21 protein-coding genes are annotated in these 25,676 nt (G+C 68.6%); 10 read left to right on the plus strand and 11 right to left on the minus strand.

Translation table 11 applies throughout. The features are described 5' to 3' along the window. Positions 1-134 precede the first annotated feature (134 nt). The 3 genes from IPG50_17235 to IPG50_17245 all read left to right on the plus strand — a co-directional run bounded on the left by IPG50_17235 (position 135) and on the right by IPG50_17245 (position 3,154). Entirely contained in the window at positions 135-956 is an 822-nt protein-coding gene (locus tag IPG50_17235; protein ID MBK6693929.1) for a hypothetical protein, read from the plus strand. Positions 957-1,130: 174 nt separating this feature from the next. Then, entirely contained in the window at positions 1,131-2,129 is a 999-nt protein-coding gene (locus IPG50_17240; protein ID MBK6693930.1) for a DUF885 family protein, read from the plus strand. Beyond that, the gene (locus IPG50_17245) at positions 2,066-3,154 is read left to right on the plus strand and encodes a DUF885 domain-containing protein (protein MBK6693931.1); all 1,089 of its coding nucleotides are present in this window, start codon (positions 2,066-2,068) and stop codon (positions 3,152-3,154) included. Before IPG50_17240 ends, IPG50_17245 begins: the two co-directional genes overlap by 64 nt. Before the next feature lie 277 nt (positions 3,155-3,431). Here IPG50_17245 and IPG50_17250 read toward each other — a convergent pair whose 3' ends face one another. Then, on the minus strand, positions 3,432-4,499 hold the full coding sequence (locus IPG50_17250) for a hypothetical protein (protein MBK6693932.1): 1,068 nt from the start codon (positions 4,497-4,499) through the stop codon (positions 3,432-3,434). A 198-nt stretch (positions 4,500-4,697) separates the two neighbouring features. On the opposite strand from IPG50_17250, the gene IPG50_17255 reads away from it, so the two are divergent. Next, a complete protein-coding gene (locus IPG50_17255) occupies positions 4,698-5,846 on the plus strand; it encodes a VWA domain-containing protein (protein ID MBK6693933.1) in 1,149 nt (382 codons plus the stop codon). A gap of 60 nt (positions 5,847-5,906) precedes the next feature. Here the strand turns inward: IPG50_17255 and IPG50_17260 are convergent, their stop codons facing one another. Beyond that, a complete protein-coding gene (locus tag IPG50_17260) occupies positions 5,907-6,149 on the minus strand; it encodes a Uma2 family endonuclease (GenBank protein ID MBK6693934.1) in 243 nt (80 codons plus the stop codon). A 614-nt stretch (positions 6,150-6,763) separates the two neighbouring features. On the opposite strand from IPG50_17260, the gene IPG50_17265 reads away from it, so the two are divergent. Then, positions 6,764-6,964 (plus strand): hypothetical protein, encoded by a 201-nt coding sequence (locus IPG50_17265; protein MBK6693935.1) that lies wholly within the window; start codon positions 6,764-6,766, stop codon positions 6,962-6,964. Positions 6,965-6,972: 8 nt separating this feature from the next. Here IPG50_17265 and IPG50_17270 read toward each other — a convergent pair whose 3' ends face one another. After that, entirely contained in the window at positions 6,973-7,839 is an 867-nt protein-coding gene (locus IPG50_17270) for a hypothetical protein (GenBank protein ID MBK6693936.1), read from the minus strand. A 109-nt stretch (positions 7,840-7,948) separates the two neighbouring features. Next, a complete protein-coding gene (locus IPG50_17275; GenBank protein MBK6693937.1) occupies positions 7,949-11,041 on the minus strand; it encodes an acetoacetate--CoA ligase in 3,093 nt (1,030 codons plus the stop codon). A 111-nt stretch (positions 11,042-11,152) separates the two neighbouring features. Here IPG50_17275 and IPG50_17280 point away from each other — a divergent pair, with 111 nt between their 5' ends. The 3 genes from IPG50_17280 to IPG50_17290 are packed head-to-tail and all read left to right on the plus strand — an operon-like array spanning position 11,153 to position 13,653. Further along, positions 11,153-12,202, plus strand: coding sequence for a hypothetical protein (locus IPG50_17280; GenBank protein ID MBK6693938.1), 1,050 nt, complete (start codon positions 11,153-11,155; stop codon positions 12,200-12,202). Positions 12,203-12,223: 21 nt separating this feature from the next. Next, positions 12,224-12,865, plus strand: coding sequence for a sigma-70 family RNA polymerase sigma factor (locus IPG50_17285; GenBank protein ID MBK6693939.1), 642 nt, complete (start codon positions 12,224-12,226; stop codon positions 12,863-12,865). Then, positions 12,862-13,653: a hypothetical protein gene (locus tag IPG50_17290; GenBank protein MBK6693940.1), complete on the plus strand. Its 792-nt coding sequence runs from the start codon at positions 12,862-12,864 to the stop codon at positions 13,651-13,653. Before IPG50_17285 ends, IPG50_17290 begins: the two co-directional genes overlap by 4 nt. Before the next feature lie 9 nt (positions 13,654-13,662). Here IPG50_17290 and IPG50_17295 read toward each other — a convergent pair whose 3' ends face one another. Next, entirely contained in the window at positions 13,663-16,890 is a 3,228-nt protein-coding gene (locus IPG50_17295) for a fused MFS/spermidine synthase (GenBank protein MBK6693941.1), read from the minus strand. Positions 16,891-17,010: 120 nt separating this feature from the next. On the opposite strand from IPG50_17295, the gene IPG50_17300 reads away from it, so the two are divergent. Then, positions 17,011-17,760 (plus strand): hypothetical protein, encoded by a 750-nt coding sequence (locus IPG50_17300; GenBank protein ID MBK6693942.1) that lies wholly within the window; start codon positions 17,011-17,013, stop codon positions 17,758-17,760. On the opposite strand, the gene IPG50_17305 is transcribed toward IPG50_17300, so the two are convergent. Then, entirely contained in the window at positions 17,757-18,764 is a 1,008-nt protein-coding gene (locus IPG50_17305; protein MBK6693943.1) for a S1 family peptidase, read from the minus strand. The two genes, IPG50_17300 and IPG50_17305, sit on opposite strands and share 4 nt — an antisense overlap. A gap of 171 nt (positions 18,765-18,935) precedes the next feature. Here IPG50_17305 and IPG50_17310 point away from each other — a divergent pair, with 171 nt between their 5' ends. Then, entirely contained in the window at positions 18,936-19,868 is a 933-nt protein-coding gene (locus IPG50_17310; protein ID MBK6693944.1) for an SDR family NAD(P)-dependent oxidoreductase, read from the plus strand. Positions 19,869-19,899: 31 nt separating this feature from the next. Here the strand turns inward: IPG50_17310 and IPG50_17315 are convergent, their stop codons facing one another. From IPG50_17315 to IPG50_17335, 5 genes are all read right to left on the minus strand, one after another. Continuing rightward, positions 19,900-20,955: a hypothetical protein gene (locus tag IPG50_17315; GenBank protein ID MBK6693945.1), complete on the minus strand. Its 1,056-nt coding sequence runs from the start codon at positions 20,953-20,955 to the stop codon at positions 19,900-19,902. Next, complete coding sequence (locus tag IPG50_17320) at positions 20,936-21,796, minus strand: hypothetical protein (GenBank protein MBK6693946.1); 861 nt, start codon at positions 21,794-21,796, stop codon at positions 20,936-20,938. Before IPG50_17320 ends, IPG50_17315 begins: the two co-directional genes overlap by 20 nt. 129 nt (positions 21,797-21,925) lie before the next feature. Then, complete coding sequence (locus IPG50_17325) at positions 21,926-23,320, minus strand: serine/threonine protein kinase (GenBank protein ID MBK6693947.1); 1,395 nt, start codon at positions 23,318-23,320, stop codon at positions 21,926-21,928. Between the two features lie 21 nt (positions 23,321-23,341). Further along, positions 23,342-24,688: a sigma 54-dependent Fis family transcriptional regulator gene (locus IPG50_17330; protein ID MBK6693948.1), complete on the minus strand. Its 1,347-nt coding sequence runs from the start codon at positions 24,686-24,688 to the stop codon at positions 23,342-23,344. A gap of 68 nt (positions 24,689-24,756) precedes the next feature. Continuing rightward, positions 24,757-25,647, minus strand: a complete 891-nt coding sequence (locus IPG50_17335) for a hypothetical protein (GenBank protein MBK6693949.1) — start codon at positions 25,645-25,647, stop codon at positions 24,757-24,759. Positions 25,648-25,676: the final 29 nt, after the last annotated feature.

The following is a 25,676-nucleotide window of genomic DNA, read 5'->3' on the forward strand; positions in this document are numbered from 1 at the left end:
GCGCATTCGGCGTGGCCGCGGACCACGGAGGCGCCCTTCCGCATTTCGTAAGGGAGCTCGATGGGACCAACGCGGCCCCAACGTCATCGTCAGGTATTGATGCCACGGGCGACATGTCCCCATACACTCAGCGGATGCTCGGACGATGGACGGTGGGGGCGGCTTTGGCGGTCACGCCGCTCGCTGCTTGCCAAGCGTTCTTGCTCTTCGATGAGGCGCCGGCGGGCGCTGACGCCGGGTCCGCGGACGCCGCAGCGGAGCAAGTGTCCGACGGCCCCGTGAGCGGCGTCACCGGCCTCGCCGATGGGGCGACGCCCGCGGCGGACGCGGGCTACTGCGCGACCTTCGGGGCCTCGGTTCGCCTGTGCGACGACTTCGATGGAGTGGCGCTCGGCACGCGTTGGACCTCAGAGAACCGAGTGGGCAACGTCAAGCTGCTGATTGGCGACGGCGGTCGCTCAGCTCCGCGGGCGCTGCGGGTCGAGACGGCGGCAAGCAACGGCGCCGATCCTGCCGCCCAGCTGCTCCATCGAGCGGCGGGGAGACCCAAGAGCGCGAGGGTCTCGTTCGCTCTTCTCGTCGAGTCGGTGCCCACCAACGAGCATCCACTCGTCGTGCTCCCGGTGGAGACGTCGACCGGTGAGTTCCGCGCCGAACTTCTCCTCTCCGGCGGCACCCAGCTTCGTCTGAATGAAACGAACGTCGTGTTTCACGGTCCCGCCGGGTCCATCCAAGCGGGCCAGTGGGTCCAAGTGGAGCTCAACGTGACCTTCTCGGGCGCGCCGCACGGCACCGTGAAGCTGAACGGCGCGACGATCATCGACACCGCGCTCACGGTCTCGGCCCTCACGGGCAACGAAGTGGCTCTCGACTTCGGTCTCTATCGCGGGGGCCCGGCTGCAGTGCCCTCGAAGGTCCTCTTCGACGACGTACTCTACGACTACGTGATCGAATAGCGCGTTTACCCTGCCCGTTCGCGGCAAGCGAAGCGAGGGCGCACCGTCGGAAGCTGGGCTAGGGGCGACTCTCCCTCCGTTAATCGCACGAAGCTCCTCGGGCCGATTTCCGACGCATTTACGCTTCCGAGAGGCTCGGCACGGGGACTGCAGCGTGGCCGCGAGGAGAACCTCATGTCCCCCCGTCGCTCTTCTTGTTTGGCCGTTCTGTTGACGTCGGCGCTTGCCGCTTGCGCGAGCACTCACGATGAAACGCTCGCGGAAGACGAGCTGCGAGCCGGCTCGGTAACGCTCGCAAGCATAGGCGAGCAGTACCTCAAACTCGTGATGAACGACGACCCGGTCTTTGCGACGTCGATCGGCCATCACGAATACGACGGCAAGCTCTACGACCGCTCACCAGAGGCGGTCCGCGCGTGGCGCGAGGGCATCACCAACCTGAGCAGCCAGCTCCGCTCTCTAAGGCGCGACCGGCTCCCAGAGCGAGACCGACTCTCGTTCGACCTCTTGAAGGCCAACGTTGACGTCGCGGCTCGTGTAAGCGCCGCGTGTGACAACCTGTCGCCCTTCGTTCGCGAGTCCACGATGGCGAACCTCGGGAGCGATCTCGACGCCATCGCGTCGGGGCAGGTCCTCACGAGCGAAGCCGACGTCGCGAGCTTCCTGACGCGCGCCGCGAAGATGCCGACCTTGATCGCGCAGACGGAGGCCAACCTTCGCTCGGGCTTGGCGCGAAACGTCCTGCTGCCGCGCGCCACAGTGGACGCGCTGCTCAAGGGGTACAAGACCCTCGTCGCGCTCCCCAGTGACCAGTGGGTCATCGTGACCTCGATGACCTTCGGTGACGGACTGTCGGCCAACGCTCGCACGGAAGCGCAGCGCAAGACCGCGGCCCTGGTCGACGACAAGCTGCGACCTTCGTTCGCTCGTTACGTCGAGTTTCTCGAAGGCACCTACGCGCCGCGCGCACGGGCGACCGTGGGCCTCGCGGCGTTGCCCGAGGGCGCCAAGTGTTACGACGCGCTGATCGAGTTTCATACCGACACGAAGCTGACCGCGAGCGAGATTCACGACCTCGGGATGGCAGAGCTCCAGGGCATCCAGCGCGAATGGTGGAGGTCGGCGCCGCGACCTACGGCACCCAAGACATGGCCGTCATCGTGGAGCGCATGAACAGCGCGCCCGAGAACTTCTACCGCTCCAAAGAGCACGTGCTCGACTTCGCGCGCGCGACCGTTGGCCGCGCGAAGGAGGCCATGCCTCGGTTCTTCGGGCGCTTGCCGGCCACCGATGTCGAGGGCGTGTCGATGCCCGCCGAGTCGTCGTCAACGCCCAACGACGCCTATTACCGCGAAGGCTCGGCCCGCGAGCAGCGACCGGGCCGCTACTACATCGGCACAAAAGAGGCCGAGACGACCTCGCTCATCAGCGGAGAGAGCACAGCGTTCCACGAGGCCATCCCGGGCCATCACTTTCAGCTGACCATCGCCGACGAGCTGCCGGCGCGGCCGGAGTACCTGAGGTCGATGTGGTCCACGGCCTTCGTCGAGGGATGGGCTCTCTACGGCGAGCGCCTCGCCGACGAAGCGGGCCTCTATTCGACGCCGGCAGCGCGCTTCGGGATGCTTGGTTGGCAGGCGGTGCGTGCGGCACGGCTCGTCGTCGACACGGGACTCCACGCCAAGGGCTGGACCCGCGAACAGGCGGTGACGTTCTTCATGGAGAGCACGCCGATGAAGCGCGAAGAGGCCGAGGGGCAGATCGACCGATACATCTCCTACCGGGTCAGGCGCTGGCCTACACGATCGGCCAGAAGAAGATCACCGAACTTCGCAAGAAGGCGGAGCGAGAGCTCGGCGCACGGTTCGACATCCGCGCGTTCCACGACGCAGTCCTCGGCTCGGGCACCATCAAGCTGCAAGTGCTCGAGGCCATCGTCGACGAGCACATCGCGGCGAGGCGGGCGCGCTGAAGGGGACCAAGGTCTCGCTGGACGCTGCCCCTACGACCGGGGCTTCGGCTTCTCTTTGGGCTCTTGTTTCGCCTCGGCGAGCGGCCGGAGCGCAGACCAGGTGGCTGCGTACCCCTGCCCCGGATTCCAGATGAGCCAGCCGTGCGAGCCGTTCTGTTCGGAGCTCTTCATCTGGTCGGCCACGTACTTGGGGCTGAAGTTGTCCTGCTTGTACGACATGCCTTGAAGCCACGGCCGGATGACGGCGCCGCCGGTCACGCCGCCGGCGCGGATCTGTTCGATGACGCCTTTGGTTCCGTAGCCGACGATCTCCGGATGGTTGCCGGGGTTCTGAAAGCCGCGATAGCCGACGGAGTAGTGCGACGGGTACACCATCGGCGAGAGCGCCTCGCACTCGGGCGCGAGCATCGCCGGATCTTGGCCGAGCATGTCGATGTCGATGCGCTTGCCTTCGGCGACGACGCCGAAGATGTCGAGCGAGAGGGCGACGCCGCGCGGCTTGGTCACCTCATGGACGCGGCGCACGAAGTTCCGAATGACCTCGACCTTGGTCGTCTTGCGCTCCTCGAGCTTGAAGTCGGCGCCCTTGATCCCGAGCACCGGGTAGCGGACGTAGTCGAGCTGGATCCGTCGGCGCCGGCGTCCATGGCCTCTTTCGCGAGCTCGATGATGTAGTCCTGGCCGCCGGGGTTTGCCGGGTCGAGCCAGCCGATTTTGTAGGGCTTGCCCCACTTGGCTTGGATGGAGAGATCGCCACGGAACTTCGCGAGGATCTCGTCTTCGAAGCAGCTGATGCGCACGGCGACGCGAACGCCGTATTTGTGCGCGAAGCGAATGGTCCGCGCGAGGCTCCGGATGGGGGCGTTCTTCGTGGCGCCGCTCTCGACGGCGAGCTTCACCTTTGACGGGTACGTGACCCAACCGTCGTAGTCTTTCGCATCGAGCGTGATGAGGTTCATGCCTCGCTTCTTGCTCTCCTCGAGGATCTCCAAGTAGAGCCGCGAGGCCGCGGGGCCGCCGCGCACGTAGACGCCCTTCAGCACTTTGTCTTCGGGCCAACCGAGCCGCTCTTCGTCGGCGCTCTTCGGCGCCTCGGGAACAATCGCCGGGATCACGACGCGCTCACCGGCCTTTGCCGCGTTCTTCGGTCCCGGGAGCTTGTTGGCTTTGCGAAGCTCCTTGTGAAGATCGGCGGTCAGGTAGATGTCCGTCAGCTCGACGTACGCGCGCGCGATGAGCTCGTAGAGCTCGCCAGCCTTCGCGACGTGGACGACGCCGACGGGCTTGTCGGCCTCATCGACGACCTCGCCACCACTAGGCATGTGCGCCTTGAGCCATGTCACGAGCGCCGCGCGTGGCGACGCCTTCTCGCTCGTCGCGTTGGGCTTCGCCGGCGGGGCGTCGGCCGTTGCGCTGGAAGCGGTGGAGGGGCTCGTTGGCGCCGGCGGGGGCGGGGTCGCCGTGGCGCTCGCGCGGGGAGGCAGGCTCGGAGGGACTGACGCGGCCTCGGGAGCTGCCCCGGCGCAGCCGGCGACGAGCGTGAGGCAAGCCAACGACCGGATGTGCGACAAGGCCAACATTGTCCCACAAAGAGCAGGGTTTCAGCGGCTTGGCAATTTCCCTGAATGGACGGCCTTGGATCCACGAGACCGGATCCAACTGCGTTTGGAGCACATGGTGCGCAGGAGCAAGAAAGCGCGGGTGAATTGAGGAGCCGCCGCCCGCAACGTGAACTTCGCGACGGTACGGTCATTGCTGCGTCCCTCCTTATGAAGCGCGCCACCGTCCTCGCCCTCGCCGCGATGTTTTCGGCAGCGGCCGTCGCCTGCGGCAGCAGCCAAACGGATTTCGATCCCGGTGCGTACGGCGCGGGCGGCGGTCCCACCGCGGCCGGCGGCAACAAGGCCGACGCGGGCATCTTCGCGAATCCGCAAGCGACGCCTCCGAGCATCCAGGCCTGCCGCACCGGTCAAGACGTGGCGAAGCAGCTCCCGCTCCACATCGTCCTCATGCTCGATCGCTCGGGAAGCATGTGCGAGTTCAACCCGAACAACACGAGCGATCGCAACTGCCAGAACCCCGCGTCGAAGTGGCAACAGGTCCGCGGCGCGCTCGCTGCGTTCTTCCAGAGCCCGGCGTCGGCCGGCATCACGATCACCACCGTGCAGTTTCCGGCGCAAGCGGGCGGCGGCAGCAACAACTGCAATGCGAACCTCTACAAGCAAACGTATTCGCAGCTCGCCCCGTTGCCCGATCCCGGGCAGCTCCTCTTCAACATCGATTCGCGCGCCTCGAGCAACGACGGCAACACGCCCACGTACGACGCGCTCACGGGAGGCCTCTCGCTGGCCCAGCAGATCACCGCGCAGCTGACAACGCCGGCTCGCGTGGCGGCCCTCATGGCCACCGACGGAATCCCTGCAGGATGCAACGACGCCGACAACATCGGCGCGTCGGCCCAGCTCGCAGCACAAGTCGCCTCAACGATCCCGACCTACGTCATCGGTGTCGGCAACCAGCTCCAAGCGCTCGATCAGCTCGCCGTCGCCGGCGGGACGAAACAAGCCTTCATCGCCAGCACCACGAACCCGCAGCTCGTGGGGCAATACGTCGCCGCGGCGCTCAACTCGATCCGTCAAGCGGCCGTCGGCTGCGAATACCAAGTGCCCGCGGCGCCCGCGAATCAGACGCTCGATCCCACCAAGGTCAACGTCGAGTTCACCGGTTTCGCTGGCAAAGGCGCCATCGGCCAGAACCAAGGCTGCGGCGGCAACGGGCTCGGCTGGACCTACGACAACCCGGCGGCGCCCAAGAGCATCAAGCTCTGCCCCACGACGTGCGCGCAGGTCAGCAACGATTCGACGGCGAAGATCGACATCGTCTTCGGCTGCGCCACGGAGCAGCAGAAGATCAACTGAGGCACCGTGAACAAAGGCCGCGGCGCTGGCCCAGGCCGCGCGCGTGTGGGGCCCACGCGTTTAGGGATAGAGCTCCGTGACCGCGATGGTGCCCGTGTGTTCTAGCTCAAACGCGTCCCGATGTTCCGCGCGGAGCCAGCCACTCGGAGTGCGACGCACGACGCTGACCATGCGCTCACTCTGCGAGACGAAGACGACCGCTTCGAGGCTGGGGATCTGTTGGTAGTGGCGCAGCTTCTCCCCTTGGTCGTAGTCCTCGGTTGAGGGGTTGAGCACCTCGACGAGGAGCGCGGGGTTGGTGATGGCGTTGGCGTCATCGGAAGCGCGCTCGAGGTCGCCGCGTCAATGTACCAGGCCGACCGCTGGCTCACGACACGGTCGACACTCCTCACCCGTCGCGGTAGCCCATCGGTTCCCGCAGCTGCACGAGCACCTCGTTGAGCGCCTGAACCGCCCGGATAGGCACGCTGACCCCAGTCGAGAGCGACGGCTCCCCGCGCAGGAGCGCCACGGGCACATCGCCAGGGCCGAATGCCGAGCCGGAGCGCGAAACCCGGGTCGCGCTCGACCGCTTCGTGTTGAGGGCTCGTCGCACACGTGTGGACCGCCTCAAAGTGGTGGACATCTGCCGTGGCAATGCAGAGTCGCCCTACACGAAACGCGCGCGCGTCGAGCGACAGCTCGGCCCGTGGAAACAACCCTCCCTTGAACGACGCAAGGGCTTCGCCGACGACATCGAAGACGGAGCCCTGCCGAGGCCCCTCCCAATACGCCTTCATCGACAAGCGCATTCGCGCGCCAAGGCCCTCCGGTTCGGGTCGATGTTCTGGCGACCGCGCGAGCGCGTGCCGAGAGAGCCGCATGGCCTCGGTCGGGTCGCGCACAATGCCACGAAGAAAGTCCCGAAAGTCGGTCCGATGGAACGACGGCGGCAAGAACCGAAGCGGCGCGCGGTTCTCTCCGTTGGTCACCTGCTCCATGACGATGGCGTCGTAGCTGCGGAGCAGTTCATCGGTGTCCTGCTCAGCCGGATCGTCACTGGGCTCTTCTGCGGCGGGCCATTGTTTGCCCAGCGCCTCGATGACACGCCGCGCAGCCGCGAGGTCCGGCTCCACTAGAAGCGCGCTTACTGCCGCGCCGGCGGCGGTGGCGACAAGATCGTGCCCGGCACGCCGACGGCTCTTCGCTCGTCGCCCGGCGGCAAGATGCGGTCGCCTTTGAGGTCGCGCAGGTCGACGATGACCTCGACGGCGACGGTAGCCTTCTCCGTGGTGCGAAGGCTCAAGTCGAAGCCCACAAGCGCCGGCACCGCGGGCAACGTCGCGATGATGGGCGAGAGCAACGGATCGAAGCCCGACGAACGGTTCTGCAGGTTCATGGCGCGGTTCACGAGGCCGTTCACCGCGCCGGCGGCCGTCGACGGCGGCTTGGCGATGAGCACTTGGGCGGTCGCGAGATCGATGGCCATCTCTTTGGTGTCGTCGGGCGTGATCACCCCCTCGAGGCGCTCCTTCGGCGCCAAGATGAAATACTTGTCGAAGCCGCTGAAGTCCGGCGTCGTCTCGTCCTCACTCACGACCTGCACCAAGGGGCGGTAGCGGACGAACTCGTTCCACGGGTCGAGCAGGAGTTGCACCGTGCGGGGAACGTCGTCGAGGTTGACGAGCGTGAAGCGGACCGTGATCTCGACGTCCGACGCGACGGTGAGGGGCATCCTAGGAAGCGGGGGCGCTTGTCCCAAGGCGGTGCGCTCGCCGTCCTCGGCGCGTCGCATCGGGAGACGCACCGGCGTTTGCACCTGAAACAGCGTGAGCTGACCGTCGGAGTAGATCGACGGCGTGTTCGCCGTCATCCCCACGACGACCGGCGAGAGCACTTGGTTCTCGTCCTTGTCGACACACGAGGTCAACCCGGCGAGCGCGAACGCGCAGGAGAACATGCGGGCGAGAGGCCGCGCTTTGGGGGCACTACGCATCAAGAGAGCGATCGGCATCGTCGGGATCTCGTGCACTTCAGAAGCGCCCCGAGAGGATACCGCAAGGCGATACAAGACGCGCGCCAGGGCCGGCCGAGCCTCCGACGCTCTGCACCTACATGGCCGCTCAAGAACCAAGCGCGCGCGCGATGCAGCCACGCAGGACTTCGGCCAGGCCGTCGACCTCGGGAGGCTCGAGCATCGTCAGGTGCGCGCCGGGGACGCGATGCACCTCGAGACCGCGCGCGGCGTAGGCGCCGATGGCGAGGCGATCGTCGAGCTCGGGCCGCACCGCCGACTGCGAGGTGCGCTCCGCAAGGATCACTGTGATCTTTCCGTCGAAGGTCGGCAGCGGCCCCTTCACGTAGCGGAGGGCGGCGGCGCGGTTCCGCCGGTCGAGCTCATCGAAGACCGTGTCACCGGACGCCTCCGTGGTGCGACGCGGATCGAGGTCGAGGCCGAAACGCGACGCCGCTTCTCTCGCGCGGCGCGACGCGAGGTCGACGATTCCGGAGAAGTACATGGGCAGCTCATGGGCGGCGAGGCGCGCCACCTGTTTGCCGTGGTACGAGGCGCGCTCGGCGGCGATGACGGCGCGCGCCCCGAGCGAGCGAGCCACGGGGATCGCGCTGTCGAAGACGCACAGAAGCGGGACCTCCTTGCCGCGCCGGCGAAGCTCGATGGCCATCTCAAAGGCGACCCAACTGCCGAAGGAGAAGCCGAAGAGGAGATAGGGCACGTCGGGAAACGAGCGCACGAGATCGTCGACGTACCGCCTTGCGATTTCGGGGATGCTCTTCGGTGCGTCCTCGAGGGAGAGCTTCGCTTCGAAGCCGTAGACCGGCTGCCCCTCGGGAAAGCGCATCGAGACCTCGCGAAAGGCGAGCACGCTGAGGCCTCCGCCACCAGGGAGCCAGAAGGCAGGAACCGAGGCTCCTCGCCCCGCGGGCATTCGGATCGGCACGATGTGGCTCGCGCCCCGCGCGCCGTCGTCCGCGCGGAGCGCTTGGACCATGCGCTCTGGCGTCGCGGCCGTGGCCAAGAGGCTCGACATCGCGAGGCGCACGCCGAAGACCTTCTCGACGCGGGCCAAGAGCGAGACCGCCCCAAGCGAAGTGCCGCCGAGGTCAAAGAACGACTGATCCTTGGCGATGGTGGCGAAGCCGAGGACCTCGGCCCATAGCCTCGTGAGCCGCTCGAGCGAGAGCTCCTCCGGCGACGCCGAAGCATCGTGCTCCGGGAGCTTCGTGGCATCCGCCAGCCCCTCGAGCGATTCGGGGTTCTTGAGCGCACCGAGGTTGACGATGGGTCGCCCGTTCACCGCGTCGCGCGCGGCTCGCTCGCTGCGCTTGCCGCTGTAGGTGGTCGGAAGGTCGAGCCGAGAGACGATGACCTCGGGCACGTGCGCCGCGGAGCACCGCGCGAAAAGCTCGGCGCGAATGCGCCGCTCAAGCTCGGCGCCGAGCGACTGGCCCTCCTTGAGCACGAGGAGGAGGACGAGGCGACTGCCACCGATCTCGTGCGGCGCCTGTTGCTCAACGGCCATCGCCTCCGCAACTTCGGGCACGCCGGCCGAGAGCGCCCGGTAGATCTCGGCGGGGCCGATGCGCACGCCGCGCACGTTCAAGATGCCGTCGGAGCGACCATGGATGCGTCCGCCGCCGCTCGCCGTCGGCTCGAGAAGATCGCCGTGCGTCCAGACGCCGTCGTGATCGGCGAAGTAGGCCGCGTGAAAGCGCGACCCGTCGTCGTCTCCGAAGAGGCCCACGGGACGCGAAGGAAAGGGCCTCTTGCACACGAGCTCGCCGATGGCGCCAACGCCGGCCGATGAGCCGTCAGGCAAGAACGCGTCGACGTCGTAGCCGAGGCTCTTTGATTGAAGCTCACCGGCGTAGACGGGCAGGTTCGGATGGCCCAGCAGGAAGCAGCCGACGATGTCGGTACCGCCGGAGATCGATTGCACGGGGACCGACTTCACTGCCGACGTGATCCACCGAAAGAGGTCGTCTCCCAGCACGGACCCCGTGGATTGCACAGCGCGCAACGCGCCCAGGTCGAGGCGCCGCGGTTCGACCTCGGCGTCGCGCGAGAGCTGCAAGAACCCCGGGTTGGTCCCGAAGACCGTGACGCGCTCCGCAGCGACGAGGCGCCAGAGGGCGTCGGCCGTGGGGAAGGTCGGCGAGCCTTCGTAGAGGAGCACCGTGACCTTCGACGCGAGGGCGCTGACGAGCCAGTTCCACATCATCCAGCCGGCCGCCGTCTGGAAGAAGAGAACATCGCCGGGGCGAAGGTCCGAGTGGAGGCGATGCTCCTTCGCGTGCTCGAGGAGAGTCCCGCCGGCTCCGTGCACGATGCACTTGGGTCGCCCCGTCGTGCCCGACGAGAAGAGGACGTAGAGCGGATGATCGAAAGGAAACGTGGGCAGATCGGCGAGCGCCGCGAAGGGGCCGCCGGTCTCGTCCGCCAGCGCGGTGAGCGAGACGGTAGGAAGTCGGGTCGAACGCGGCGCGTCGACGGACGAGGTCGCTGGAGCGTCGTCCAGAGAGACGACCAGCTCGAGCGACGGCAACTGGGCAGCGAGGGCCGCTGTGCGCTCGCTCACATCGTGGACGCGGCCCTGGTAGGGATACCGCGAACACGCGAAGAGGACTTTGGGGGATAGCTGGCCGAAGCGATCGAGCGTCGCGTCGAGGCCGAGGTTCGGAGCCACCGACGACCACGAGGCCCCGACGGCCGCCGCCGCGAGGCACGCGACCACACTCTCCAGCGTATTGGCCGCCACCGCCACAACGCGATCGCCGGCGCCGACGCCACGCGTGGCGAGCGCCGAGGCGACAGCGACCACGTCTCTCGCCAAGGCTGCGCGCGTGAGCGTGCGACGGCGCCCCGTCTCATCGACGGCGACAACGGCGGGGCGCTCCTGATCGCTGACCTCGCCGCGCAGGAGGTTCCGCGCGAACGAGAGCGCCAGCCGCGGGAAGAAGCGCGCCGACTCGCAGCTCGTGCCCGAGAGGACGGGCTCGCGCGAGCCTTCCACGTCGAGCTCGAGGAACTGCAAGAGATGGCCCCAGAAGACGTCGGCGTGCTCAACGGAGGACCGGTGAAGCGCGTCGGCGTCGGTGACATCGCGACCGAGCGCGCGACCGAACGAGCGCGCAAAGGCCGTCATCTGGCTTCGCGCGACGTCTTCGGCGGACGGTTGTGTGAGCGGCTGGGCCACGGCGCGCGAGGATATCCTGCCGGTGTGCAGGGCGCGCCATGCCTTTGGACTGTTTTTCTTTGGAGCGAGTTGCGGTGCGTGGCAGCTCGGCCCGAGGTAACGTGCCGCGCGATGCGACGGGTGGCCCGAAAGCGCGCGTCCCTCGCGCTCGTGGCGCACGTGGCCGCGGTCTTCGGCGCAAGCACCGCCGCCGCCGAAGAGTTTCTCGACACCGCGGTGACGTTTGCCGCACCCGCGGGCTGTCCCGACGGCGCGCGCTTTGAAGAAGAGCTGAGCCAACGAACCGGGCGCGTTCGACTCGTGCGCGAGACGGAGAGGGCCGCCGGACGCGTCACCGTCACCATCACTGAGGCCAAGGGTCGATTCACCGCGAAGCTCGTGATCCGCGAGCAGGGCGCAACGACGTTGCGCACGATTCAGGGCTCTCAGTGTGCGTCGGTCGTCGGCGCTTCGGCGCTGACGGCCGCGATCCTCCTGGATCCGGAAGGCGCGCGTACGGAAGCCTCGCTGCCTCCTCCCCCCGCAGCGGCCCCTGCCCTGCCCGTGCCCGCGCCAGCGCCAACTCCCGCTCCTCCGCCAGCCCCGGCTCCGCCAGCACTCCCGCTCGTACCGGTCGCGCGCCCGCCCGCCACGCCTGAAGGTCCACGTTGGAAGTTGGCCGTCGGTGCGGGCGCCGGCGCGACCACCGCCATTGAAGGCGTCGACTTCCCGCTCTCGGCGCGCGCCGACGTGCGACAAGGGCGTGGTCTCCTTCGCCCGGTCTTCGCACTTCACGTCGACGTGATCGTTGGACATGAGGTGGCGCGCGCCGCGGGAAGCGTTCGCGCCCGTGGCAGCAGCGCGGTGATCGATGCGAGTCCGCACGCCGTCGACCTCGGCTCCGGATTCTTCTTCGTTCCCTCGCTCTCGGCGGCCACGTGGCTCTTGGGCGTTCACGCCACGTCCGCGGCGCTCGACGTGCCGGCGCTGCGCGTGCTCGTCGCCGTCGGCGCGGGCCTACGCCTCGAGCGCCACTTCGGCCTCTTCGTGTTGGCGGCCGACGTGTCGGGTCACGCGCACCTGCTGCGAGAGCGGTTTCGCATCGAGCTACAAGGAGAGGTGTTTCGCCTGCCGAGCGTGTACGTTTCCGGTGGGATTTCCGGGGCCGTAACGATTCCCTGATCCGCCGCCCCACCCGCTTGCATGAAGCCCGTCGAAAGCAGCCTTCCGCAGGACGCATCGTTCGGCGAGACCGTCCAGGGCCTCGCTGCGCCCTCCGACTCCGCCGACGAGGCGGACCAGGACGAGGGCCCGACCGCTCGCCCTCTTGCGGGGGCGGACCAGAAACGGCTCCGAGCCATCTTCGACGCCCACTACGACTTCGCCTGGCGACTCCTTCGTCGACTCGGCCTCGACGGAGCCACTGCAGACGACGGTGCACAGCAGGTGTTCATGGTTGCGGCAAAGCGGCTGAGCGACATCGACGAGGGCAAAGAGCGGGCGTTCGTCGCGGGCACCGCCGTGCGGATCGCTTCGCGGTTGCGCAAGGAGCGTGCACGTCGTGATGCGCCGCCCGTGACCGGGCGCGAGCCCTCCGACAAGCCGTCGCCAGAGGATCTCCTCGACAAAAAGAAGCAGCGGGAGCTGCTCGACTCGCTGCTCGCCGAAATGGAAGACGATCTGCGCGTCGTGCTCGTCTTGGCGGAAATGGACGGATACGGAAAGCGCGAGCTCGCGTCGCTCCTCGGCATCCCGGAAGGAACGGCGGCGTCACGTCTGCGACGCGCGCGCGAAGACTTCCAGGAGCGCCTCGCGCGACGCCTCGCTCGCGGGAGGGCCAAGTGACAGCTCGGCGCGGCACGGATGACGACACGGGCGACGGCACGCTCGACGGCGGAGCGCGGAGCCTCTTTGATGCGGGCAACGACGAGGTCGTGCCGGCGGAGGGCAAGGCGCGAGCGCTCGACGCCCTCGGCCTCGGCGGTGGCGGCCCGCCGCCGGAGCCGGGACCCGCCAAAGGAGGCGCCAACGGAAGCGGTGGCGGCAGCGGTGGCCTCTTGATGAAGGTGGCAGGCGCGGCGCTCGTTTCGGGCGCGGTCCTCTATTGGGCCGCGTCGGGGCCGACGCCTCCTGTTGACGAGTCGAAGGCGGCGCCGACCTCGACCTCGAACATGACGGGACGGAGTCCCGAAGGGACGGAGGAAAGGCATGTCGACGGGTCCGCTAGGACCCTAGCCACCTCGACCTCGACCTCGACCTCGACCTCGACCCCGACCCCGACCCCGACCTCGACCTCGACCGGGTCCGTTGGAGTCCTTGCCACCTCGGCACCGAAGGCGGCCGCGCCGAAACCCGCGGACGACAACCTCGCCGGTGAGCTGGGTGCGCTCGATCAGGCGAGACGCTCCGTTCGCGCAGGGCAGCCGAACAAGGCGCTCGCCCTGCTTGATGGCTACGCGAAGACCTTCCCAGCGGGCGCGCTCCGAAGCGAAGCGCTGGTGCTTCGCGTCGAAGCGCTGATGAAGGCAGGCCGCGAAGACGACGCGAAGCGCGCGTCGGCGTCCTTTCTCAGAGACCACACCGACGACGGCGCGAGCCGCCGCATCCGAGCGCTCTTGTCCCAGGGGAAGTAGACGCGCCGCTCAGTCGAGGCCCTGCCCCAAGCGCGGCGGCTCCTCGCGAAGGAAGGCGCGGAGGTCGACGGCCGCCTGCGCCGCGAGCGGATGACCGGTGGTCCCGTAACACGCCGCGCGCTGCTCGAGCGAGCTGAGGGTCCACTCGGGCAACGGCTCGCTCAACTCGAAGGCGGCGGCGCAACGTTCGCGCGGCCTCGCGAGGGCGATCTCACGCGCCACGGCGAGGCGCTGCACCTCGTGAAGGCTCACGGCGAAGGGCTGCGAGACCGCCTCGGCGAGCGCCTCGAGGGCCGCCGGCTGCTGCGCGCGCTTGGGCAAGAGGCCGGCGAGCTGAAGGCATCGGGACCCGAGGGCCAGATCGCTCCATGGATCGCGGCGCAAGCCGTGCAAAAACTCGACGGTCTTGGCGGTGGCTTCGTCGTATTTCTTCGCGGTCCAGGCGGCTCGCGCTTCGACGCAGGTTGCCTCGAGCGGGTCCAGAGCACGGAGCTTCGTGATGAGCGCCGTGACCTCCGGGGCTCCAACCTCCGCCGCCGCTTCGGCCATGAGCCAGATGTCCGTATAGGTCTTTGGCTCGTCCTCTTGCCGCTTCCACTCCTCAACGGCGACGCCGTAGACCCGATCCATCGAGGCCTTGCGCGCCCGCTGCCGCGCGAGCACCGCCGGTGGCAACCCCGGCGGAAACATCGGATCGCCGCTCCCTCCCGTCGTCACCATCGCGGCGCGCTCCTCCGCGGAACGCACCGGGTCGATGGCTCCCACGAGCTCGGGCATGTCCTCTTTGCGCTGTCGACCGAGACGCCGGAGCTCTTGCGCGAGATCGTAGGAGCGCACGAGGCCACGCGCGAAGCCGAACTCCACGAGCGTCGTGTCGTCGGTGTTGAGCGCGTCGCCTTCGGCCTTTCGAATCGACGCGGCGAGCGTGGGCCGCGCCACGTAGTGCGAGAGGAGGCCCTCCAAGCCCTCGGTGCGCCACGCGACGCGCAGCGCCGAGCGAAACGGCTCTTCGCGCGTCCGCTTCTGCAATCGCTCCACGTCGTACACCAGCGGCTTCATCGACGCTTGGAGAAGGATGTCGTTCTTCTTGAGCTCCCAGATCTCGACGTAAGGAAACACGCTCGCGATGGTCGCGATGACCGTTCGTACCGTCTGCGCGTCGACTTCGTAGCCTTGGAGCCACTGGGCGAAGATGCCGGTGTCGGTGAGCCGCTTCGAGGCCGACTCGTAGAACTCTTTCGTGTACAGGCTGGCGATGCCGGCGCGGTACGGGTTCGACGGCTCGGAGGCGATGACGTCGTAGCGGTCGGGGAGCGTGAGCATGGCCTCGCGCCCGTCACCCAGAAGGACGCGGAGCTTGGGGTTCTGGAGGGCGTTCTGATTCACCGGCGCCGAGCGGCGCGCCATCTCGAGGACGAGCGGCTCGAGCTCGATGACGTCGACGCGCTCCATCTCCGGAACGCTCGCCATCCATCCGCCGGTGCTGCCGGTTCCGAGCCCGATCACGAGCCCCTTCTTGGGCGCCGGATGAAGCAGCGTCGAGAGCAAGCCGCACATGACCTGCGTGCCGCCGTCGCTCCTCGAATTGCCGTCATTCTTTCCGTTGACGATGAACGCGATGCCGTTGCGGTTGTCGATGGCGACGCTGCTTTCGACTCCGTCTTTTGCCCAGACGATGTGGCGCGTCGTCGTGGTCGCCCAGGACTTCCTGTCGTTGGGTGTCGCCGCCGCGGCCATGTCGGCGCGGCCCACGCCGATGGATGTGTGCCGCCACAGCGCCGACGGACCGTCGGCCCAAAAGAAGGGAAGCGTGACGCCAAGCCAGAGGCACGGTGCAACGAGCTCTCGCAAACGCGCCGACATGGGCGCTCGTTCGCTTACGAGCGACAGTCCCAAGGCGGCGACGCCCAAGGCGGCGAGCACGACCGCGACGAGTCGCCACGATCCGGTCGCCGAGAGGAGCGGCAGGAGGCCGAAGCCGCCAGCCACCGAGCCGCCGATGGCTCCAACGGTGTTCCAAGCGTAGACGCGTCCGATCTGCTCGCCGACGCTCTCCCTTCCCTTCCCCACGAGGGCGATGAGCAGCGGGAATTGGTACCCGGCGGCCACCGCTGCCGGGAGGATCACGATGCCCGCGACGACCGCCCATGAGGCTACCTGGCCCAAGAAGCCGAAGGCGCTGAGCGGGGTCAACCGGAGCGCCAGGAGCGCGAGCCGATCCCCCATCGCAAAGGGCACGATGACGGCGCACGCCTCGACGAGGCACGTCACGGCGAAGCCGCTGATTTTGGCCTCGCGCCGCTCGCCGAAGACACCGTAGAGAGCGCCTCCGAGACCGATCCCGAAGAGCGCGACCGCCAGCACGAGCCCGAAGGTGAAGACCGTGCCGCCGAGGAGCGGGCCGAGCATCCGGTACCAGACGATCTCCATCAGGAAGAACGCAAAGCCGACCAGCAACGCGGCCACCAGCGCGAAGCGCGCGACGCGGGGATCGGTGGTCGGGCCTGCCTTCGCGCCTTCCGCCTGCGGCATGACGCTCGTCTCCGGCAGCGTGCGCGCGACGGCCCGCGCCGTGACGCCCAGGAGCGCGTTCACGAGGCAAGCGAGCACGAGCGTCATGCGCGTCCCGAACACCTCGAGCGAGAGGAACGTGGCGAAGACGGCACCGGAGACGGCACCGAGCGTGTTAATGCCGTAGAGCAACGCCACGTCGCGACGGCTGGCGTCGGCGTCGCGCTCGACGGCGCGGGCCGCCGCCGGCAAGGTGCCCCCCATCAGGAAGGTCGGCGCCGCAAGCACGAGGGTGGATAACGCCAGCCGCAAGAGCGACGCCGACGCCTGCCCCATGGCGAAGCTGCCGCCGGTCGCCGTGTACACCTTGCGCACGAGCCAGAAGAGCGCCGGCGTCGCCGCCGCGAGCAACGCGATGGCGATCTCGAGGTGTGCGTAGAGCTCGAGCGGGCGCGGATGACCGTCGGCCTTCCGGCCGAGCTTGAGGCCACCGGCCCCGAGCCCCGCGATGAAGATCGCGATGACCGCGGCCGATGCCGCCGTCGAGGCCCCAAAGACGAGCCGAAACTCCCGCTGCCACGCCACCTGGTAGACCAGCGCGCAGGCACCGGAGAAGAAGAGGAGCGGTGCGACCCGGTACGCCGAACGCGATGCCGGCGCGGCAGGCGCGGCGGCGTCATGGGGTGCGGCAGAGCCGAGCTCGTCGCCACCGCTTAGGAGCGTCATGTTTCCCTGGTACGCCGTTGCCGGGCGAGGGCGCAAGTAAACCGCCCCCCCTTTCGGCCCCTTGTTACTATCGGCCAAGGCTAGCGTTTTTCACACGGCGCCGGCCTCTCGGATGCGGACATGGTGACGCTCACGTTGCGGGTAGACCGAACGGCCAACGATGTGAGGCTGGTGTTCCACCATGGCGACGTCGACGTGGGCGACCTCGGACCGGCCCTCGCAGCCGTCGCCGCGGGCACCTACGTCCAGGTCGACTGCGAATACGTCGCAGGCCTCGGGCTCCGGGCGCAGAAGATCCTCGCCGTGACGGCGTATTCACAGCCCTCGCCGCGCACCAGCATCCGCGCCTTGGTCGAGAAGCGCGAATACGAGAGAGCGCTCGCGGCGCTGGCAGCCGTGGGCGAAGACGAAGTGCGGGGCGACGCAACGCTGCTCATCGCTCGCGCGTCGGCACGCATCGGCGCAGGTGATCTCGAGGGCTCGACGACCGATCTGCGCCTCCTCTTGGCCGCGCCTGGCGTCACGTCCCTTGACGTGCGGGACGTCTTTGAACAGTTCTCGCGTCGCTTTGCGGAGAGCGCGACGGTGCCGCTGGCAAACGATCTGCTCACGTGGCTCGAGGTGCGAAAACCCGTCCGCGCCACCGCGTACCTGTCAGGCTTGCCTGCGAAGCTTTGGCCCCTCGACCTCTTGCTGACGGGACTCGAGGAGGCCGTCGCGGCGCTCGAACCGGACAAGGAGAAGGTTCGCGAGTTTCTCGATGCGGCGCGGAGCTCAGCGCCTCAGGATGCGAGGGTTCTCTCGCTCTGGAGCCTCGCGGCGAGCAAGGGGCTCACCGCTGGGCGCGGCACCGAGCCACCGAACGGTTAGCGGCGACGACGACGCACCAGCAACGTCATCGCGAGCACCGTCGAACAGATGGCGAAAGGCGGAGTCGAGCGGGGCGACGCGGAGCAGCCGCTCGCTTCGACGGAAATCTCGCCGCCGGTCGTGACGGGCGGAGCCGGTGGCGCCGCAGGAGCAGCTTGCGGCGATCCCGCCGGCGGCTCGTTCGGTGCTGGCGTCGCGCCGACCGGATGCCCGGCGGCCTCGAAGGCCTTCTCGATGAGCTCGCGATGCGCCGACACGGCAGCGTAGACGCTCGGCCGGTCCACACACTCGTCGTCGACGCCGCGCGACGTGACCGCGATGATGGCGTTCTTCGCGTCGAAGAGCGGTCCCCCGCTGTCACCGGAGCAGGTGGACTCACCGGTCACGAGCTCGCCGGCCGAGATGTCGACGGGAATCACGCTGCCGTCCTTGGCCTTGTAGTCGTAGGAGGCCGGGCCGATCGCGTCGACGAGCAGGTTGGCGCGTTGCGCGCGCGGTCGCTCGATGCCCACGAAGGAGCCGTCGTCCCCGTAGCCCACCGTACTCGCCGTCTCACCGAGCACGGCAACGTCGAGTCGTACAGCCGAGACCTTCGCCGCCGGCACATCGGCGGCGAGCTGCAAGAGAGCGAGGTCTGTGTCGCACGCGTCGGAGCTCGCCTCGGCAAAGATGGCCTTTCCCATCACGCCCGTGGCCTTCGCGTCGCGGCCCACCGAGATCGTGAGTCGCTCCGGCCTCAAGCTCGCGCTGAACACGCCGCAGTCCCCACGGGTCTCGTCGATGTCGGCCACGCAATGGCGCGCCGTCAAGACGAGGTTGGGCGCGACGAGCGTGGCGGTGCATGCGAACTCGCCATCGACGTCGAGGCGGACGACGCTCTCCTGCGTGGCGTCGGATGGCGCGCCCCCCACGATGCGCTGCCTGGATGTCGCGAGCTCGGTCGAGGCAGCCGAGCCGCCGCAGGCCCAGGCGGACGACAAGACCAGGATCCAGGCGGTGCGCATGCCGTGGGCGCAGCAAGGGACGTACCCACGTTGCCCCGCGCGTGGCGTCGCAATTCGCCGAGAAACACGCGGCCCGTCGGACCGACAGGATCGGGCTGCTGTCGCCTCGTCACCGCGGCGCGACAGACGAAGAGGCGCCACCCCACGGTCGAAACGAGCTACATCCAGGCGATGAGCGGCAGCGGATGGACCGACCAAGACGTGCCGGACGTTTCAGGCAAACGTTTCCTTGTCACCGGCGCAAACACAGGACTCGGCCGCGAGACGGCGCGCGTCCTTCTGGCCAAGGGCGGCGAGGTGGTGCTCTTGTGCCGCGACCGGGCTCGCGGCGAAGCCGCCCAGAAGGAGCTCCGCGAAGCTACGAGCGAACCGGAACGCGTCACGCTCGAGCTGCTCGATCTTGGCTCGCTCACGTCGATTCGAACTTTCAGCGAGCGCGAACTCTCCGCGTCCCAGCCCATCGCGGCCTTGATCTGCAACGCGGGCCTCATGGCGATCCCCGAGAGCAAGACGGCCGATGGCTTCGAGACACAAATGGGCGTCAACCATCTCGGTCACTTCGCGCTCGTCGGCCTGCTCTTGCCGAAGCTTCACGCGGCTCGCGTCGTGGCGGTCTCGAGCAACTACCACAAGATGGGCAAGCTCGAGCTCATGGACGATCTCCTGTGCGAGCGGCGCCCGTACGATCGGTGGACCGTCTACAAGCAAAGCAAGCTCGCCAACCTGCTCTTCATGTTCGAGCTTGCTCGTCGCGCCGAGAGGCACAAGCTCACGATGGTCGCTGCGGGCGCACACCCGGGGTACGCCGCCACCGAGCTTCAAGGGCGCGGCGTGCAGCTCGGTACGCCGAAGTGGGAAGGCCTGGGCATGGCCATCGGCAACGCGCTCTTCGCGCAGTCCGTGGAGGCGGGCGCGTGGCCACAACTGCGAGCCGCGACGGATCCGGCCGCAAAGGGCGGCGACTACTACGGGCCGAGCGGCTTGCTCGAACTCCGAGGGCCTGCCATCCGCGTCGAGGCAACGCGCGCCGCCCGCGATGAAGCAGCGGCGGCGGCCTTGTGGGCGACCTCAGAAGCGCTCACGAAGGTGAGCGTCCTCGACTGATCGAGCCTCACCTGTGCCGCAGGCGAGCACGTCACGGCGCCGGCACGATCTCAATCGCGCTCACCTTTGGGTTCTCGACGACTGGCGAGAACACGAGCTCGAGGGGGCCATCGGCCGCAAGCGTGATGGTGACGTCGCGATCGACGGCCTTGTCCTTGCCCCCCGCCGCCTGAAAGATGTCGAAGGCCGAAAGCGCGCGCTGTCCTGCCACGTCGACGTCGAACGTCCGTTGCCCGGGCCCGGTGTAGTAGTTCTCGGAGAACTTGAGCGTGACTTTGTACTTCCCCTTCTTTGCGTCGAACGAATACCGAAACGCTGCCCCCGGTCCGTAGCGCTCCGCTTGATAAAGAGCCGGCGTCGTGGTGCCCAGGATGGTCGGCGGCGGGTCGAACTTGACCGTCATGCCCCCGCTCGAGCCCACATCAGCCGACCAAACACGGCCTCCGGGATCCGTGTAGGGTGCATCGCTGCCGGCCGCGACCCGCACCGTCGTCCCTGTCACTGGCGGCGCCGCGACGTCGACGCCCGCATCAGCGGCGCCCGGGGTCGTGGGCACGACGGCCGGCGGCGGCTCCGGCGAAAGCACGCCCGGCGCCTTCTGGTCGCCGATCCACGCCTCGACGCAACGCGCGACTTCGGCAGACACCTGCGGCGCCCCCGGCGGCATGACGGGACCGGCGCTCGTCCCCAAGAGTCGGCGCAAGAGCACGCTTTCGGTGGGGCGCTGAACGTCCGCCAAGACTCCGCCGCCAGAACGAGCTGCAACGCCCACGACGCGGGCTGCAACATCGGGGCTGAGGAGATCGACCGACGGCCCCCCCGCCGAGTGGCATGCAGCGCCGGCGCAGCTCGAAGCAAACATCGCGGGGACGGCGTCGACGCACGCGAGTCGCGGCGGCGGCGCTGCGGCGTCGCCCATGGCGGCGAGGAAGCGCGCCGGATCGTCGATGCCGCCGACGCACGCCATGCTCGCGCACAACGAGAGCGCCAAAATCGCCTGCGTCGAGCTGCGCCGCGCGAGCCGCGTCAGCGTCGTCGCGGCGGCGGCGGCGGCGGCCGCACGCCCCTCAATAGAAGAAGGTCGCATTCGCCTCCAAACGCCAGTGCTCATCGAGGGCACCGCCGGCCACGTTCTTGTCGCCCGGTTCGGGGTTCAGCTGGAACGCCAAGCGCTCGTAGGCCGCTTGCGCGCCGAGCTCGATGTGACGGAAGGGCCGCGTGGCGACGCCCGCGCGCGCCGCGAGGCCGAGGCCTTCGGCGCGCGGAAAGCGCACCGCGAGCGGTCCTAGGTCATCGGGCTTGAGGCCGTCTACGCCAGCCACGACCGCGAACGCACCGACTTGCACGCGGGCGTCGAGGCCGCCGCGGAGCATCCGGTACGACGCGTCGACGGGCGCCGTGTCGAGCCGCGTCGCTCCGTCGTGGTGAAAGTCGCTTCCGCCGTAAGCGACGCGGCCCCCCAGGAGCCAGCCGCGCCCGACGTTCAGACGGTAGCGGACGCCCACGTCGAAGCGACGCCAGACGGCGTTCGCCGGCTCGCCGCCGCGCTCGGAGACGAGCCCCACGGCTTCCATGTAATCCGCAAACAACCCCAGCCCGCCGAGGCCCGCCAGCGTGCGCGCCGGATAGAGCTCAGCCCCGAGGCCGAGCGTCGGTGTAACGGGCACGTCGTAGGAGCGCAGGCCGCGCGAGAGACCGTCGGCGTACCCGAAGTGACGCCCCGCCACGCCGGCCGAGGGTCGGACGAGGAGCGTCGCCTCTTCACTTCGCTCGCCGGGCTTGGCTTCGACAGGCGCGGCGACCGGCTTGTCACTGGCCCGTTGCTCCGTGGCCGGCTTGTCTCGCGTCGGTGCCACCGGCGCCGCCAGGGCGACGGTCGACGGAGCGAGCAGGCTCAAGGCAGCGAGCATCACCCTCACGCTTTGCATGCTGGCTGGAGAAGCACTCGTCGTGCCGCGCGGCGGCCGGCGCCCTACGCCGCTCACATCGACGTTTTTCCCACGCGAGCGGCCGAGGCGATGGACGAGCGTCTACAGCTGTGGCGCGCGGTCCCGCGGTCAGCGCTTGAGGCAGTCGCGCTTGTATTGAATGCGACCGTTGGCGTCGACGATGTAGGGCGGGTCGCAGTCTCTCCCCCTGGGCTTTGGGCCCGGCCGTCCCTTCGCGGGAGCTCTCGTTGGATTCTCTCGCGCCGAGGCTGAACTCGCGCTCACCGTCACCTTGGCCGCGTCGGTGGCATCAGCGTCCGGAGCCGCGTCGAGGGCGAGCGCCGCGTCCAACTCCAGCGCGGCGTCGAACGTGGAGCTAGCGACGCCAACGCGCGCCGCCGCGTCCAAGGCCGTGACGTCGGCATCGGCGGGATCGGCCGTCGTGGTCGGTCGCAACATGGCCGCCGCGAAGGCGCCACCGGCCACACACGCCACGAGCGCCACTGCGATCCACGGCCGCCGGCGAGGGAAGGGTCGGGGTTCGCTCGTCAGGGTGAGCGCCAAGAGCTCGCCGGCGGCGATGGGCGCCGAGTTCCCCGTCGAGGAGATGAGGCTGTCGCGCTCATCGAGCGACTTGCCGACGAGCGAACGCACCCACGCGCCGACCTCATCGCGGCTCGCGAGCTTCCCGCCGGCTTCGATGGCTTGAGCCATCTCGAGGGCCGTCGAGAAGCGCTTCGTTAGATCGCGCTGCAACCCCTTCCGAATCGTGTCTTCGAGCCACTTCGGGACATCGGCCCGCATCGACAACGGACGAACTTTGCCGACGAGCACGTTGGCGAGCGTCTCGCCCGGCGTGGTGCCCTTGAAGAGCCTCTCGCCGGCGATCATCTCCCAAGCCACGACCGCCATCGAGAAGATGTCCGACGCCTGGACCGTCGCGCCGTGGGCTTGCTCCGGCGCCATGTACGCGGCCTTCCCTTTGATGACGCCGCTCTCGGTCTCTTGCACGCGGCCTCGAGCCTTGGCGACGCCGAAGTCGGCGACTCGCGCGACGCCGTCGACGCCGACGAGGAGGTTCTGCGGTGACAGGTCGCGGTGAACGATGTCGAGCGGGGTCCCGGTCTCGTCGCGGGTGCTGTGCGCCGCGTGCAGCCCGTGGAGGCCATCGACGACGATGGCCGCCACGATCGGGATCGGCACGTCTCGATTCTCTTCGCGTGCCACCGCCAACAGTCGGGCCAGCGACTCGCCGTGAACGTAGTCGAGCACGAGCAAGACTTCGTCGGGTCGAATCACGACGTCGAGCGTCGACACGACGTTCGGATGCTGGATGCGGGCGCCAAGCCGCGCTTCGTCGACGAGCATTTCGACGAAGCCCTTCTCGCTGGCGAGCGTTTGGCGGAGGCGCTTGACGGCGACCGTCTTGACGAAGCCCATGGGGCCGCGGAGCCGAGCCAGGTGGACCGTCGCCATCCCACCGGCACCGATCTCCCCGAGCAAGGTGTAGCGACCGACGGACATGGGTTCGCTTGCGCGGAGGGCTCAGAGGTCGTGTTTGCGCAGCAGCCGATGCACGTACGTCCGGTCGAGCCCCGCGGCCTCGGCGATCGCCGTGACGTTGCGAGAGTGAGTCGCGATGAGGGCCACCATGTAGCCGCGCTCCAGGTGGTCGAGCCACTGCTCGCGGAGCTCCTTGAAGGGAACGTCCGTGCGAACCGCCGGAAGGTCGGTGGGCGTTGCGAGCCCCGTTGGAGGCGGTGGAGGCAAGAGGCTGCTGGCCAAGGCCGGATCGCCGCCAAGCGACAGGGCCATGGCGCGCTCGACGCCAAGCACGCGCACGCGCTCCGCGAGGTTGCGCAGCTCGCGGACGTTGCCAATAAAGGGATGCTCCGCGAGGCGAGTCACGATGGCGGCTGGCGCCGGTGCCCCGACGAAGTGCTCGAAGAGGATCGCGACGTCCTCGGGACGCGCTCGCAGCGGAGGCACGGTCACGGGCAACACCGAGAGCCGGAAGTACAAGTCCTCGCGGAACGCGCCGGCGGCGACCATCCCCTGCAGATCGCGGTGCGTCGCCGCCACGACGCGCACGTCCACCGGTCGATAGTCCGACTCGCCGATGCGGCGAACGCTCTTCGCTTCGATGGCGCGAAGCAGCTTGGGCTGCATCGCGAGAGGCAGCTCGCCGATCTCATCCAGGAAGAGCGTTCCACCGTGCGCGCTCTCGATGGCGCCGGCGCGGGCGTGGATGGCTCCCGTAAACGCTCCGCGCGCGTGACCGAAGAGCTCGCTTTCGAGGAGCGACTCCGGGAGCGCACCGCAGTCCACCACCACGAACGGTTGCTCGGAGCGCTCCGAGGCGCCGTGGAGCGCCTCCGCAACAAGCTCTTTGCCGGTGCCCGTCTCGCCCTGGACGAGGACCGTCGCATCACTCGCGGCGTACTCGGAGAGGCGCATGAAGAGCTCGCGCATGAGCTCGGAACGTCCCACGAGGGGACCAAAGCGATCGTGGGGCCACAAGGGCACACGCGCCGGTTCGCCGCCGCGTTGGACCGTGAGCGTCGTCTTGCCGACGACGATCCGTCCTCCCTCGGGGACGAGCGCTTGGGTGACGCGGAGACCTTCGACGAAGGTGCCATTGCGCGACCCGAGGTCACGAATCCACACTCCGTCGGTGTGCAGCTCGAGTTGCGCGTGGAGGCGGGAGACGGCGCGATCGACAAGGACGGCGGCCACGTCCGGCGAAGAGCCAACGAGCATTCGGTCAACGACATCGAGGCCGTGCTCGCCGGCGGCGTCGCTCCAGGCGAGGCGAGGCCGATGACGCAACACGGAGCGCGCCATCGGGAGCAGCTCCGTCGACCCATCTTGGGATTCCGACATGGTCGCCAAGCGTATCTTATGGCGCGCCGGGAACGAACTCTCCGGCACAACACACCGGCGCGCCGCTGCGCACGCGGTCAGGGGAGCGGAGCCGAAAAGGCGGCGGCAACCAGGCCGGGAACGACGGTTACAGTCGCCGAGGCCTTCTTCGGGGAGGCGTCGAGCCAAAGCCACGTGGCGAGGCCCAGCGACACGAGGCCCGTGCCGAGGGCGATGTCACCGACGAGGAAGCGCGTCCGGATCGAATCGGTCTCCGATTCGGGGCAGGTCTTGGTGGCGGCGCAGGGCGCGCGTTCGATGGCGTTGAGATCGCCCTTGGCCGTGGCGGCGAAATAGGCGAACGCCCCGACTCCCGCGACGCCCAACGCCCCAAGCGCCAGGCTCGCCACCGGAGGGCCACGTCGGGGCGAAGGCGGCTCAGACGGCGGCGCATCGACGACGGCTGCGGGCGACGCCGCTTGGGAGGGCGACGGAGACCCAACCCCGAAGCGGGCTTCGACGAGCTGGTTCTTCGCGCCAGCGGCCACGAGGGTCTTCACCTCTGCGACCGCATCCCCAAGGCGGAACGTGAATCGACGCTCGCCCGGGTCGACAGCCACCGGGGTCCCGGTCAACCGCGACAGCAGGGCCGCTCCATCCACGAAGACCGAGGCCGAGGCGTCCGTGGTCCCATCGGCGCGGCGCGCGACGAGGACCACGGTAGGCATCGAGGCCTCGATTTCGGCCCGCCACTTCTCGCAATTTCGGCGCACGATGGCTGGGCACGCCTCGCTCGCACAGGTGAGAGTCAGGGCGCGCGCCTCCGTGTAGCGGCCTTCGTCGCGCCGCGCCTGCGCGCCGTCAGAGGCCGCGAGGCACTGGTCGAGCGATGGAGGGGCGGCGAGGGCTTCTGAGGCGACGAGCAAGAATGACAGTGACGCGGCCAAGCGGGCGGCGCGTCGCGCGGGGGCGTAAGTGGGCCGGCGCACGGCGTGGAGCACGAAGAGCGTGATAGCAT

The organism is Myxococcales bacterium, assembly GCA_016703425.1.
Lineage (GTDB): Bacteria > Myxococcota_A > Polyangia > Polyangiales > Polyangiaceae > JADJCA01.

What these genes read in the sequence shown, in the direction of transcription:
- IPG50_17270 (MBK6693936.1), bottom strand. Translation starts at nt 7,839, where the DNA reads ATGCCGATCGCTCTCTTGATGCGTAGTGCCCCCAAAGCGCGGCCTCTC.
- IPG50_17255 (MBK6693933.1), top strand. Translation starts at nt 4,698, where the DNA reads ATGAAGCGCGCCACCGTCCTCGCCCTCGCCGCGATGTTTTCGGCAGCG.
- IPG50_17310 (MBK6693944.1), top strand. Translation starts at nt 18,936, where the DNA reads ATGAGCGGCAGCGGATGGACCGACCAAGACGTGCCGGACGTTTCAGGC.
- IPG50_17295 (MBK6693941.1), bottom strand. Translation starts at nt 16,890, where the DNA reads ATGACGCTCCTAAGCGGTGGCGACGAGCTCGGCTCTGCCGCACCCCAT.
- IPG50_17315 (MBK6693945.1), bottom strand. Translation starts at nt 20,955, where the DNA reads ATGCGACCTTCTTCTATTGAGGGGCGTGCGGCCGCCGCCGCCGCCGCC.
- IPG50_17280 (MBK6693938.1), top strand. Translation starts at nt 11,153, where the DNA reads ATGCGACGGGTGGCCCGAAAGCGCGCGTCCCTCGCGCTCGTGGCGCAC.
- IPG50_17240 (MBK6693930.1), top strand. Translation starts at nt 1,131, where the DNA reads ATGTCCCCCCGTCGCTCTTCTTGTTTGGCCGTTCTGTTGACGTCGGCG.
- IPG50_17300 (MBK6693942.1), top strand. Translation starts at nt 17,011, where the DNA reads ATGGTGACGCTCACGTTGCGGGTAGACCGAACGGCCAACGATGTGAGG.
- IPG50_17245 (MBK6693931.1), top strand. Translation starts at nt 2,066, where the DNA reads ATGGTGGAGGTCGGCGCCGCGACCTACGGCACCCAAGACATGGCCGTC.
- IPG50_17325 (MBK6693947.1), bottom strand. Translation starts at nt 23,320, where the DNA reads ATGTCCGTCGGTCGCTACACCTTGCTCGGGGAGATCGGTGCCGGTGGG.
- IPG50_17305 (MBK6693943.1), bottom strand. Translation starts at nt 18,764, where the DNA reads ATGCGCACCGCCTGGATCCTGGTCTTGTCGTCCGCCTGGGCCTGCGGC.
- IPG50_17235 (MBK6693929.1), top strand. Translation starts at nt 135, where the DNA reads ATGCTCGGACGATGGACGGTGGGGGCGGCTTTGGCGGTCACGCCGCTC.
- IPG50_17320 (MBK6693946.1), bottom strand. Translation starts at nt 21,796, where the DNA reads ATGCAAAGCGTGAGGGTGATGCTCGCTGCCTTGAGCCTGCTCGCTCCG.
- IPG50_17285 (MBK6693939.1), top strand. Translation starts at nt 12,224, where the DNA reads ATGAAGCCCGTCGAAAGCAGCCTTCCGCAGGACGCATCGTTCGGCGAG.
- IPG50_17265 (MBK6693935.1), top strand. Translation starts at nt 6,764, where the DNA reads ATGGAACGACGGCGGCAAGAACCGAAGCGGCGCGCGGTTCTCTCCGTT.